Raw genomic sequence first — 12,935 nt, forward strand, 5'->3', positions numbered from 1 at the left:
TCCCACGGCATTTGGGTCAAAAGGTAATTTATAGGGGTGTGATTGATCGTTGCCCAACCCCATTACCAGTTCACCGGTCGCCGTACTCTGCCATTCGGTTATTATACGGCTGGTTCTAGTATCTGTCGCCTCGAAGGAGTTTACAAAATTATCAAATAAGTAAGTGCGTGCAGCAAATACAGAATTGTTCGGGAAAGGTCTTGGATAATCCGGTGGGAAGATCAGCGCATTCATAAACTGGCCCGCCCCAGCAGCATCTTTGGGAAGTGCCCAAATAACCTCGGCATTGCCCTCGTTCGATATTTCAAACACGTCTGAGTAATTGGGCAAAAGACTGTACAGTCCCAAATCGATGACGCTCGAGGACATGTCGGCCGCTTTTTGCCATTGCTTGGTGTTCAGGTAAAACTTTGCCAGGACCGACATGGCCACGCCTTTGGATGCTTTTCCAAAGGCCGGAGGTTGGTTGGGTAAAGTGGCTATTGCCCCCAACAGTTCCTGCTCTATAAAGGCCTGAGTCTCTTCGTCAGTTGATCGGGGCAGCAAAGGATCATCAGTAGAAGACCGATAAATCGGCACCCTACCAAAAAGCTTGTAAAGCTCCGAATAGGCCCATCCCCTTATAAAATGGGCCTCGGCTTCCGTTCTCTGCTTAAAATCATTCGAAAAAGAATCATTGTCCAGGTTGTCCAGGACCAGATTCGCATCACGAATGGAACTAAAGTACACTATCCATACAGGAATCAATTGGCCATGGTTGCTGTCCCAATTGTAATCGATCAAAGATTGCCATACACTTTCAATCGACCCACCAGCACCCCATACCTCACCGGCTGGCATGGTTCCCAAATAATAAGGGGACCAGGATTCATCATCCCCAGCCCTATGCGAATAGGCATAAGCTGCATTCAATAAGGAGCTGAGACCTTGCTCAGAGGTAAAAAGTGTTGAGGGCGAGAGCTCAGAGAACACCTCTTCCTCCAAACGTTCTTCACAGCCCAGCAGGCCAGACAGCATTATAGTGAGAGCTATTCTATAATAATAAGTTTTCATAATTATGATTTTTTTAATTGTTTGACCTAAAAATTGGCAGTAAGACCCAACATATAGGTTGTTGCCAGGGGATAACTACTATAATCGATCCTAACGTTACTTCTACCGAATGAATTAGCCTCAGGATCAAATCCCACATAATCAGTAATTGTAAACAGGTTCTGGCCGGTCACATAGACTTGAAGTGAGTTCAAAAAATCAATATTTTGAACTGGAACGTTGTACGATAGCCTGACATTTTTCAAACGCAGGTAAGATGCGTCTTGAATGGTCAGGGTATTCACTTTTCCTGCACCATAGGCATTGGGGTTTACCCCTGATGGCCATTTAGCACCTGTATTTTGCGGCGTCCATCGATCCAATATTTGGTGCGCAAGTCGGTTTCTTCTGAAGTTTGCAGGATAGAGAGACTCTATCAGGTTGATATTCAATAGATCGACACCTGCCTGACCCTGAAAAAAGAAGTCCAACGTCAAATTCTTGAAGGAAATTGAATTTTGTATACCATAGGTAAAATCAGGATATGGGGTGCCTATAATGGTCTGGTCGGTAGGCGTAATGGCCCCATCTCCATTTCTATCTTCAAAAATTGGAAAGCCTGGCTGGGCTGTGGGCTGTGGTGAATTGGCTATATCGTCACCTTCCTGAAAAATGCCGGTGACAACATATCCATAATAGGAGGCCAGGGGATGACCTTCTTGAATGATCGCCGTGTTGCCCACTGCTTGTACACTTCCCGTCACAATACTTTCAATTCGTCCCAAATCCACCACTTCATTCTTAATGGCGGAAAAATTCAATGAAGTATCCCATTTAAAATCATCGGTCACTATGTTGGTCGAGTTAAAAAGAAACTCAACCCCACTGTTCTTAACTTCGCCTACATTTGTCAATATTGATGAATAACCGGAAGCAAATGGCAATGGAAGGTCAAACAACAAATCCTTCGATTCTTTTGAAAAATAATCCAAGCTTCCACTGAATCTGCCACCTGAAATACCGAAATCAAGACCGATGTTGAGTTGTTCGGTGGTTTCCCACTTAAGGTCTGGATTTGCAATACGCTGGGGGATGACACTGCCCGAAATGGTGCCACCAAACACTACGTTGGGTCCTGTTCCAAAGGTCAGTTGCGATGCATAGTTGCCAATTTCCTGGTTGCCGGTCTGACCCCAACTTGCCCGTAGCTTGAGCTGGCTGAAACTATCGGGAATAAATTCTTCTTGGTCAAGTTTATAGCCCAAGGCAAAGGATGGAAAATAGCCCCATTTGTTGTTCTCTCCAAACCTTGATGACCCATCGGCCCTTATTGAGGCAGTTAATAAAAATTTGTCAAAAAGGTTATAGTTCACCCTGCCTAGATATGACAACAAGGTATTTTCTTCCTTGCCACTAGAGAGTACATCCGTATTGGTGTCGCCCAGTGCCAAATTGTTAGTTTTGATATCATCTGTCGGAAAACCGCTGATATTACCGGAAAAGAACTGCGAACTGAACTTTTGAAAGGTGATACCGCCCAATACCGTAAGTGCATGGTCTTCGTTAAAAGCTTTGTCATAGGTCATCGTGTACTCGAACAGATAGTTGGAGCGTTCCAATACGTTGATGTTCGCGATACCACCAGCGGCACCGCCACGAATGGTCTGGGTGGTATTGTAAATGTCACGTCTCGATGTTTGTCTGTCGGTCCCGAAATTGAACTTGCCTGAAAGATCTTCAGTGAAATCGTAGTTCAAAAAAGCACTTCCGAATGTTCTATTGGTCTCGCTCTCGCTAATAATGGCATTTATCAAGGTAACTGGATTGTTGACAGTCAGATTCGCCGACTGGCTAAAAGTACCATCGTCATTAAATATGGGCTCTGTAGGATCATATAACAATGAAGAATAAATAGGTCCTGCTTGCTCATTGGTATTGACACCATCGACATTGTTGTTGTCCTTGACCAAACTTGTGTTGAAGTTAAGGCCTATCTGGGCCTTGTTCCCAATTTTTGTCTCAAGGTTTATTCTTCCGGTATATCTTTTTATCCCCGTGTTTTTTACAACACCTTCTTGGTCAAAATAATTGAATGAGGCATAATAACTTGTGTTTTCGCTGCCCCCGCTCACAGCCAGGTTGTGATTGGTCAAAGGAGCCGAGCGAAAGACTTCATCTTGCCAATCGGTCCCCCTGCCGATTCTTGAAATATCCTCATTGTTGAAAACCACTGCGTTTCCTTGTGCAATTGACAAGTCGTTTATGGCATCTATGTATTGTGAGGTGGAAAGTACATCGATTTTTTCAGCGACCGATTGGATACCTGCATATACATCATACGTGACATTTACCTTGCCTTTGCTTCCCTTCTTGGTAGTGATCAAGATTACCCCATTAGCCCCTCTTGAACCGTAAATTGCCGTTGCAGAGGCATCCTTTAAAATCTCTATCGATTCCACATCAGCTGGATTCAGGGAATTCAAGGGATTCCTAGGGCTCAGGTTTTGACCTACTTCGGCCACCCCGCCAGAACCAAGGTTGGGGCTGTTGTCAATCGGGAACCCATCTATTACATACAAAGGCTCGTTACTGGCATTCAAAGAGTTGGAGCCCCTGATCCTAATTGCCAACCCACCTCCAGGGGCTGAACTGGCCTGGTTTATCTGTACCCCAGCAGCCCTACCTAGCATCATTTGGTCCACGGATACGTTCGCCCCCGGGTTCATGTCGTCTTGACCCAATGACGCCACGGACCCAGTTAAGTCACTTTTCTTCTGCGTTCCATAGCCGACAACCACGATTTCATCAAGGGCGGCAGTACTTTCCAGTAAGACAATGTTCAAAACCGGTTGTCCGTTGACAGGGATTTCTTTTGTAGTGAACCCGATATAGGACACGGTCAATATGGCATCACCGTCAGTTACCTTGATCGAAAAATTGCCATCAAAATCGGTTTGGGTGCCGTTCGTGGTTCCCTTTTCGATGATATTTGCTCCTGCCAAAGGAACTCCTGAATCATCCAATACCGTTCCGCTGACCGTAAAATCTTGAAAAAAAACGGCGTCGGTGTTTGGTATATGATAGGTTGGATCTTTAAAGACTGTTACTTGTCTGCCAATAATATTGTAACCTAGACCGTACGATTCCAATAAAGAGTCAAGAACGTTAGGTAAGGTTATATTGTTTTTCTTGAGAGTAATTGAATTATCATTGGGCAAAATACCATCTTTGTAAAAAAAGATGTACTCGCTTTCATCCTGTAACTGGTTGAATAGTGTCTCTAAACTTACATTTTTAAGGTCAAGATTAAACTTGGTCTGTGCGTAAGAGTCGTTTGCATTGAGGGCGGTTAACCCCAATAATATGTAACAAAGAAAGGACCTCATTATTTTTATTGAAATGGATTGACCATTTAATTTGCCTAGAACATGGGCAATACTTAAGTAATTATTCATAATTTTAGAGTTCAGTTTAGTTATTACTTCGGTAATACATTTTACCGGCAGATGCGCCAACATCTGTCGGTTTTCATTTCATTCTGTATATTTTATTTCATAGGCACTGTATCTTTTAAATTTAACTTGGTGGAGGCCAGTATGATTTTGTCGGTTTGATATTCCGCAGAAAAGTTAGATGCTTCTCCTATAGTTTGTAGGACTTGGCCCAGATTTTCCTTTAAGTCGAGCTTTCCAGAAAATGTTTCTGTTTTTAATTGATTTTCCTTTATGAAAATTTCCACACCATAATATCTTGACAATTTGGCGGTGATGTATCCCAAATCACGGTTTTTTAAACTAAGGTAGCCTTCTCTCCACCCAAAATATTCATCTATGTTCACATCGTGCATTCCTATTTCTTTGGTTTTGGTATTATAGCCAGCCATTGTGCCCGGTGCCATCTTAAAAGACTTTTCGTCATCTTGGTCATAGGTCACCAAAACACTGCCGCTCTTAAGAACTGTACTAGCCATTTCATCATCGGGATAAGTGCTTACATTGAATACGGTGCCCAATACCTTGATCTCCTGATTGGTCGAGATCACCCGAAAGGGTTTTGATGGGTTATGTGCGACTTCGAATATGGCCTCGCCTTCGAGAAAGACCTCCCGCTCCTTATCCCTGAAAAACGCAGGGTAGATAAGCCTAGACCCTGAATTTATCCATATTTTCGTTCCATCAGAAAGGGTCACGTCGGTACGTTTTCCAAAGGGCACCAGTATCGTGTTGAATACAGGTTTTTTTTCATCTTCTATAGTTTGTCTATACTTTTCACCTGTTCCCACGTGCAGGTCTTTTCCCGTTGACGAGTACTTTAGTGTATTGTTCTTTTCATTTAGTTGAATTTTTTCTCTCTCTCCGAGCACCACGATCACTTGGTTGCTACTGCCAAAGTCAACAATTGACTCATCTTCATCAATAAAATCTTGTAGTGACTGTTCGCTAGATTTGTCAAAAACGGTGAAAACAGCAAACAACACCACTATCGATGCTGCCGCACCGTACAACAACATTGCCCTTTGTTGCCTTTTTGCATCTTTTCTTAGAAGTTTGGCCGACCTTATAATACGGCTCTTAAGCTTTGTCCGCTCTTGGTCAGAAAGTGGTTCGTTCTCGTTAAAATTCATACTTTATTGGTAATTATGGAGGAAATAGAATTCACCGCCCATATATAAGAGGGCGGTTTTTGATATTTATAGACAAAAAAATGCATTTTTTAGAAGAACAGTGTTAAGGCCGTATTGCGGATCGTTTTTAAAGTTCGGTAAACCAAGGTCCTGGCAGAAGCAACGGATAGTCCCATATCTTCTGCAATTTGTTGATATGTCTTTTCTTGGGCGAAACGAAGTCGAAGTATCTTTCGTTGATGATCCGTTAAATCAATCATTATTTTTTTTAGCCTCTTTAACAGCTCATTTTCTTTTTCTTCTTCGATGATTTCCTCCTCATGTGAAACAACCATCAGGCCTGCAGTAGAGTAACCATTGTTGAAGGTTTCCAATTCACTCCCCAAGCTCTTGATCTTATGGTCGCTTGGCTTAAGGAGTTTTCTTTTAAGTGACATTATCAAATAGGCCTCTACGTTTTTGACATCCGATAATTTCTTGTGGTATCTATAAAGGTCTAGAAAAAGATTGTGGATTTCATCTTGAACTTTAGCTCTATCTCCACTGATTTTGTACCCATAGGCAAAAAGTTTGTCAACGTAAAGGTCATATAGAGACCCCAAAGATGCCAAACAGCCTTTCTTCAGATCTTTCCAGAGCAGCTTCTCTATAGAGTCCAATACTTGATCTATTTTTTTTTCTCCTCCCATTGATACCGTAATCCAAATGGTATGGCAAATTTGCCAATTGACAAAATCATAATTCGTAAATAGAATTTTATCATGTCCCGTTATTGAAATTATCGCAACTAATGTATAAAAAAAATAAGGAATTGATAACAATGATGAATTTTTTACAAATTAACTTTTAATGATATGAGAAGTTGGGTGCCCAGCTCAAAAGGGCTAAGAGTGTCAAGAAAACAAAAAATGATGTCTATAAAAAAAGGGTTTTCATCTCTTACTAAAAATGGCCGACCAAAAAGTTAAAACTCTGCAGACATGAAAAGTCATCTTAAAAAAATAGGTCAAGGAACGACTAGGTTGGTGCTTATGGTCGCCATCTTATTGGTTTTTCTTATGTGTAAGGTGATGTTTTCTCAACAAAGCCCGAATATAGTTTGGATAGTATGCGAGGATATTTCCCCTTTTTTGGGGGCATATGGCGATTCAATTGCGAAAACCCCTAACATAGATGATCTGGCTCAGGATGCGGTTGTTTTTACAAAAGCGTATACCACGTCCGGGGTCTGCGCACCCAGTAGATCATCCATTATTACCGGCATGCATGCAATTTCAATAGGCACACAACACATGCGCTCCCTTTCTAAATCAACAATTTTTATGCCGGAAGGCCTGCCAAGCTATTCGGCCGTTTTGCCGGACAATGTAAAGGCTTTTCCAGAATATCTAAGGGCACGGGGCTACTATACGACAAACAACTATAAAGAAGATTATCAGTTTGAAGAGCCGGTTACAGTTTGGGATGACAGTAGCCCAGCGGCTTCTTATGCATATAGGCCTAAAAACGTTCCGTTCTTCAGTGTGTTCAACTTGGCTGTCACACACGAATCAAAGTTGATGGTGTCGCCAGACAGCATTGTTTTCGACCCCAATGACATGAAGTTGCCCCCATATTACGTCGATACCGAAACTGTACGCAAAGATATGGCAGTTCTCTATACCCGTATCGAACAAATGGATCAGACTGTGGGCGAGATTGTTGACAAGTTAAAAAAAGATCGAGTATATGATGACTCTTATGTGATATTTTTTAGCGACCATGGTGGATGTATGCCTTGGACCAAGCGGGAAATTCTTGAAAGGGGAACGCATATACCTTTAATCATTAAATTTCCCAAAAACCGTTTTTCGGGCACCAAAGACGATAGGTTGATCAGTGCAGTGGACTTGGCACCAACAATGCTTTCCATAGCGGGCATCAAGCCTCCCGACCATCTTCAGGGAACCGCTTTTCTGGGGGCATACAAATCTTCGGAAGAAAGAAAGTATGTCTTTGCGGGGAGAGACCGTATGGCAAATAAGTATGATAGGGTACGGTCTGTGAGCGACGGTGACTTCAGGTATGTGTACAACTTTATGCCAGAACTGCCCAAATACCAAGACCTGCAATACAGAAAGGGCATACCCACGATGAAAGAAATATTGGAACTCTATAAAGAGGGAAATTTAGATAACCCCTATCTGTTGGACTGGTTTGCCGGAAATAAACCTTCCGAAGAACTCTATCACACCAAAATGGATCCCTATGAGGTGTTAAATATTGCGGAAGAGCCCCAATATGCGGCAAAAAAGAAAGAACTTAAAGAAACTCTTTTTGATTGGATAACAAAAGTGGGCGACCTATCCTCGGTCGGCGAAAAAGAGATGGTATTCAACAATTGGTGGAAAAACACAAAAGAACCTCCTAAAACATCGCCCCCGAAAATAATAGGTAACAAAAATGGGGTTACTATAGAATGTGCTACTAAAGGAGCTTCGATCGGTTATCGCATAGTTGACCAAGGTGACCTCCTTGACACGAAATCAAGGCGTAGGGCCAAAAGTTGGGATTTTGGTTTTACAATCGACCAAGAAAAGACCATTGAATTTGTTGATGTGCACAAGCCATGGAAGATCTACCTAGGAGAAACCATTAGTTTGGAAAAGGGACAGACACTTATCATCAATGCCCATAGAATCGGGTATTTGCCCAATGAAGTGACCTATACATATTAGATTTTCAACAAAAATTATATAAATCAATTTAACTATGAAGAAAATCAATCGCTTATTTTTTGGAACGGCATTTTTGTCATTGCTATTGTTCGCCTCCTGCTCGGACACATCTTTTGAGGAAGAAAACCTGAATGCTTCCAATAACCTAACCGAGTCGGATAGAGTATCGCTGTTCGGCAACATGTCCGAAGACATTCAATTTGACGGGTACTACGTAGGGGCGGACACCTTACTTTTTGATTACCGGACCACCAGTATTCTGGATGTGCCCCCGGTATACCCAGAAACAATCACAAACGACGAACCCATATGGTTCGTAAATGGTGCGGGCACCGATGTGGCCAAACAATATAAAAATATGCTTGAAATTGCAGAATTTATAGGCCGCCCGGTTGTGGGCATACATAATGGTACCAAAGAAGGAATAGCTGATGTGGTTGAAATCATCTTGCCCACCAACGAGGTGGTGGAGGCCGCAATTGAAAAGAGTGTGCTTGAAATCATTGATACAGACACCAGGGTACTTTTGTTGGGACACAGTCAGGGGGCCTTTCACTTGGCCAGATCACTACGTTCATTGGAAAACCAGCTTTCGAACAGCCAATTGGGCCAACTCATGGTAGAAACCATTGGTGGTGCTGGTATGTGGTTCCCCCGAGGCCCCCAATATGTCCATTATGCCAACGAAGGTGACAATGTTCCAAAAGTTCATGGGGTGCTCACGCCAGGTGCCTTGACCGGTAACCGAAGTGTTATTTTTACTTTTGATGACGAATGGTACGACATTCCACCTGAGATTGACACCCCTTTTATAAGGGTGCACGCCCAAATCGTTTATTTGCGGAATCGACTGACTTTTGCCGAGGCTCGGACCTATGCTCCTTTGTTCGGCAGCAAAAAAATCAACTTGGATAATCTATAAAAAACAAAAAATGAAAAAATCAAGAAGTTCTATGCTTCATACCGCTGTTGTTATAACCTTTTTAAGCTCTATGTTTTGTATAGGGCAAGGAAAAGTTTTGGAAGGACAGTCGGTAAAGAGCACCATTTTGGGCAAAGAGGTTGATTATACCGTTTATTTGCCAACCGGTTATGATGACTCTACAAGAAGCTACCCTGTAATCTATCTTTTGCACGGTTATGGGGGTGATGAAAATGTTTGGGTACAATATGGGCTTATAGACCATTTCATGGATTCTGCCATTGAGAAGGCACAAATCCCTCCTTCAATTGTAATAATGCCTGATGGAGGGCAGTATTTTTACATCAATGATTTCCAAGACAATTCAAGGTTTGAAGATATGTTCTTTCAAGAATTTATACCAATGGTCGAAAAAACCTATAGAATTAAAAAGACAAAGGAACACCGGGCAGTTGTAGGCAATTCAATGGGTGGCTATGGCGCCTTTTTGTATGGGGTGAAACACCATGATATGTTCGGTACCTGTGTACCACTCAGTGCGGCCATTATTTCAATGGATGATCCAATGACCAAAAATCCCATGTGGAAAGGACTGGCTAAAAACCTTTATGGGATGGATGTAGATTCTCAAAACCCCGACACCGGTCATTGGGATGCCAACAACCCCATAAAATTAATCCAGGCAATACCAAAGGATAAACTGAAAACAAGGTTTTACTTCGATATAGGCGATGACGATTTTCTCTATTCTGGCAATGCCAAGGCCTATGTCGAATTACGAAATATAAAAGTAGAACACGAGTTCCGCATCAATGACGGTGGCCATGATTGGACATTTTGGAGGTCTTCAATACCGGGTTTTTTAAAGTTTATAGGGCAGGGCTTTATGAGACAGTAAAGCTATATGATGGAGAGATAATCAAGCCCCAATTAGGCCGGCATAATGCGTTTTCTTCTTTTTCCTATTGTATTAGAAAAATAACGCTTGCTCTTTGGGCTTGATTCTTTCTCCTCTTAATTTGCCATATTAGAGGAATGACCATGTGGCCTTACCCTATAGCAACCGTAGCAATATGACTTAATCTGAATATTTACTTCTTCAACATAAACACGTGGTTTAGTCTATACTGACTGAATATATTCCAAATTATTGTCCAATAAAACTTACTACAGTCAGGATTTTTTTTGATTGGGCAAAGGCAATATTCGGCCCTTGAATTAATCTCCTGCTTTGAATCCCCCCTTTATCGAGAAAACTGTAAAATTGTACTTTTTGGATGTAACTTTTCTGTTAAATTCTAAAGTACCCTATGGTTCACCGTATTTAGGTTACCCATTGCTCTCACCTCTATTTTAATAAGGTCATAACGCCTTTTAAATAGAGGACTTGCCTTTCAACTTCTACAAAAATCAAAAATCTTTCATAACTAAATTTTATGAAAAATTATTTGAGACCATTCGTAATTGTTTTGATTTAGATGTAAATAACGGTTTACAGCAAAAAGTTCGACAACGAGGATAGTAACACCTGAGCCAACCTATCTGATACTACGCATGAATTAGCGAAGTCTAAAATCGACAATACCAACATAAAAGCTTTCTTTTTTATCGTTCCCGATATCAAGGTGGAAGAAACTACATAAATTGATGTTAAACCCCCATCTTCAAATAAGAATTAGTATATATCCATCGTTAAATAATTATGTCAAAATGCCGAACACCAATAAAGCAAAAAAAACTTTTGCGCACTCGTAAAAGTACTACTATGATCGATAAAGCCAAAGACCATTGCACTCGACTACTTTTAAACGGTTCCTGTAGCAAACTTCCCTTTCATAATATAGAACATACCAAGGAAGTAGTGGACAATGCAAGGCTTATTTCCAGTTATCTTGGATTCACGGGCGATGAAACCGAGCCAATTCTCATTGCCGCATGGTTCCACGACACCGGACTTTCCAAAACTTATATCGGTCATGAGGAGGTCAGCAAAGCATTGGCCTCTGAATTTTTAAAGAAAATGCATTATGATCCCGATAGGTTGGAAACTGTCCTTGAGTGTATCGATGCTACCAAAATGCCACAATGCCCTAAGAACAAGTATGCCGAGGTTTTATGCGACGCCGACCTTTTTCATATAGGTACGCCCAATTTTTTCTTTAAAAAACTGCTACTACGAAGGGAATGGGCGGTCAATGGGATAATGAATGTAAACGAAATGGAATGGCACCATATAAACTTTAAATTTTTACACGAAAACCATTTCAAAACGAGGTATGGAAAGGATATTTTGGAAAAAGGGAAACTGGTCAACGAGGCAAAAGTGAAATATATTCTTAGCATTTATAATTAAGGGAACTTATAAGAATTGTGTTTGTGATTCAAAAACAATACCGCCTTGTAAAGTCGGGCTCCCCACTTAGACTTGTACTTTAAAAGATGTAAAATGCTAATTGATATCGGGTATGACCAAAAGAGGAGCTTCTGCCTTGAACGCCATTTTTTTCACAACGGATTCGCGGGAAAGTTCTACAAAAAAACTATGTTTATGCCTTACCATTGCTGTCAGCCCGATCTTATTGTTCTCTTTTGCCAAGCGGTGCAATGCCTTGGTGACCGAAACAGCTTCTTTGACCTCCAGAAACCTATGGGACAATCCTTTCAATAGCTGTTCAAGACGTTCCTTATTTTTTAATTGACCAGCATTTAGTGCTTTCCCGGTCTCAATATGCACAATATTAATAGTAGAATTCCAAATACGTGCTATATCCAGCATTGGAGCCAACTCATATTCATCAGGATTGTCCGTAAATTCCGTTGCAAATATTATTTCATCGGTAGAAAATGGCAGGTTGTTCGGTACTACCATAAAAGGGCATGAATCAACAGTCTTAATCGTCCTAAAGGTATTACTGCCCATAAACATTTCTCGCATTGCCGTAGACCCTTTGGTGCCTATGAACACACAATCTATTTTGTAGGTTGGTATAGTTTCTTCCAAAGCGTTGGCAAGAGTGCCAAATACAAACAGGTCTTTGAATTTATGTTTTGGATTATGACCCTCAGTATCAAGTTTATCGGCTAGCTCGTCAAGTTTTTGTTTGTAATTGCCCCTCTTGTCAGGGGCGGCGGGAACAATGAAATAAGCATGTAACAGATAGAAAACACATTCTTCCCTTTTAAAAATGTGAATGGCATAGTCGATTGCTTTTTGGGCATCTGTAACCCTCCCTTTTCTCGGACCATTGGTTAGACGACTTTTATTTGTTCTTCCAAGCAAGCTTGCTTGGAAGAGAATTCCTTTTCGTAGCATTCCGGGGTGATCCCACCCAGGGCCTCGTGTGGCCGTTTCATGTTGTAATCCTTTATCCATTCCTCGGTCAATATGCGTACCTGTGAAATGTCCTCGAACAGATGTGCGTCAAGTACATCCTGTCTGTAGGTACGGTTGAACCGTTCAATGAACCCGTTCTGCATGGGCCTTCCCGGCTGGGTGTACTGGATATCTATCCCTTGGGCCTCGCACCATCTTGTGAAATCAAGTGCAAGGAACTCGGGCCCGTTGTCCACCCTGACCCTTTCGGGCCTGCCGTGTTCCCCGATGGCCCTCTTCAGTACCTGTACCACGCCCATGGCGGGG

10 protein-coding genes are annotated in these 12,935 nt (G+C 41.8%); 4 read left to right on the top strand and 6 right to left on the bottom strand.

The genetic code is table 11. The features are described 5' to 3' along the window. The 4 genes from A7D14_RS11320 to A7D14_RS11335 form a co-directional block, all read right to left on the bottom strand. On the bottom strand, positions 1 to 1,053 hold a 1,053-nt coding region (locus A7D14_RS11320), incomplete at its 3' end, for a RagB/SusD family nutrient uptake outer membrane protein (protein ID WP_141673364.1). Positions 1,054 to 1,079: 26 nt separating this feature from the next. Continuing rightward, positions 1,080 to 4,418 (bottom strand): TonB-dependent receptor, encoded by a 3,339-nt coding sequence (locus A7D14_RS11325; RefSeq protein ID WP_218058530.1) that lies wholly within the window; start codon positions 4,416 to 4,418, stop codon positions 1,080 to 1,082. A 161-nt stretch (positions 4,419 to 4,579) separates the two neighbouring features. Then, positions 4,580 to 5,656: a FecR family protein gene (locus A7D14_RS11330; RefSeq protein WP_067034432.1), complete on the bottom strand. Its 1,077-nt coding sequence runs from the start codon at positions 5,654 to 5,656 to the stop codon at positions 4,580 to 4,582. Between the two features lie 89 nt (positions 5,657 to 5,745). Next, positions 5,746 to 6,477, bottom strand: a complete 732-nt coding sequence (locus tag A7D14_RS11335) for an RNA polymerase sigma factor (RefSeq protein WP_141673366.1) — start codon at positions 6,475 to 6,477, stop codon at positions 5,746 to 5,748. Between the two features lie 159 nt (positions 6,478 to 6,636). On the opposite strand from A7D14_RS11335, the gene A7D14_RS11340 reads away from it, so the two are divergent. The 4 genes from A7D14_RS11340 (at position 6,637) to A7D14_RS11355 (ending at position 11,648) form a co-directional block, all read left to right on the top strand. After that, entirely contained in the window at positions 6,637 to 8,373 is a 1,737-nt protein-coding gene (locus A7D14_RS11340; RefSeq protein WP_083158076.1) for a sulfatase, read from the top strand. Between the two features lie 34 nt (positions 8,374 to 8,407). Further along, on the top strand, positions 8,408 to 9,295 hold the full coding sequence (locus A7D14_RS11345; RefSeq protein ID WP_067034442.1) for a hypothetical protein: 888 nt from the start codon (positions 8,408 to 8,410) through the stop codon (positions 9,293 to 9,295). 10 nt (positions 9,296 to 9,305) lie between these two features. Continuing rightward, positions 9,306 to 10,193, top strand: coding sequence for an esterase family protein (locus A7D14_RS11350; RefSeq protein WP_176712413.1), 888 nt, complete (start codon positions 9,306 to 9,308; stop codon positions 10,191 to 10,193). Positions 10,194 to 11,060: 867 nt separating this feature from the next. Beyond that, positions 11,061 to 11,648: an HD domain-containing protein gene (locus A7D14_RS11355; protein WP_067034445.1), complete on the top strand. Its 588-nt coding sequence runs from the start codon at positions 11,061 to 11,063 to the stop codon at positions 11,646 to 11,648. 96 nt (positions 11,649 to 11,744) lie between these two features. Here A7D14_RS11355 and A7D14_RS11360 read toward each other — a convergent pair whose 3' ends face one another. Together A7D14_RS11360 and A7D14_RS11365 are read right to left on the bottom strand one after the other, a co-directional pair. Next, positions 11,745 to 12,575, bottom strand: a complete 831-nt coding sequence (locus A7D14_RS11360) for a universal stress protein (protein ID WP_067034448.1) — start codon at positions 12,573 to 12,575, stop codon at positions 11,745 to 11,747. Beyond that, a partial coding sequence (locus tag A7D14_RS11365) for an integrase core domain-containing protein (protein ID WP_141673368.1) occupies positions 12,545 to 12,935 on the bottom strand: 391 nt, incomplete at its 5' end. The genes A7D14_RS11360 and A7D14_RS11365, both read right to left, overlap by 31 nt.

The organism is Allomuricauda sp. CP2A (genome assembly GCF_001683915.1).
GTDB lineage: Bacteria > Bacteroidota > Bacteroidia > Flavobacteriales > Flavobacteriaceae > Flagellimonas.

Bases quoted from the DNA above. Each gene is read 5' to 3' on its own strand.
- A7D14_RS11325 (WP_218058530.1), bottom strand. From the start codon at position 4,418: ATGAGGTCCTTTCTTTGTTACATATTATTGGGGTTAACCGCCCTCAAT.
- A7D14_RS11340 (WP_083158076.1), top strand. From the start codon at position 6,637: ATGAAAAGTCATCTTAAAAAAATAGGTCAAGGAACGACTAGGTTGGTG.
- A7D14_RS11345 (WP_067034442.1), top strand. From the start codon at position 8,408: ATGAAGAAAATCAATCGCTTATTTTTTGGAACGGCATTTTTGTCATTG.
- A7D14_RS11350 (WP_176712413.1), top strand. From the start codon at position 9,306: ATGAAAAAATCAAGAAGTTCTATGCTTCATACCGCTGTTGTTATAACC.
- A7D14_RS11330 (WP_067034432.1), bottom strand. From the start codon at position 5,656: ATGAATTTTAACGAGAACGAACCACTTTCTGACCAAGAGCGGACAAAG.
- A7D14_RS11355 (WP_067034445.1), top strand. From the start codon at position 11,061: ATGATCGATAAAGCCAAAGACCATTGCACTCGACTACTTTTAAACGGT.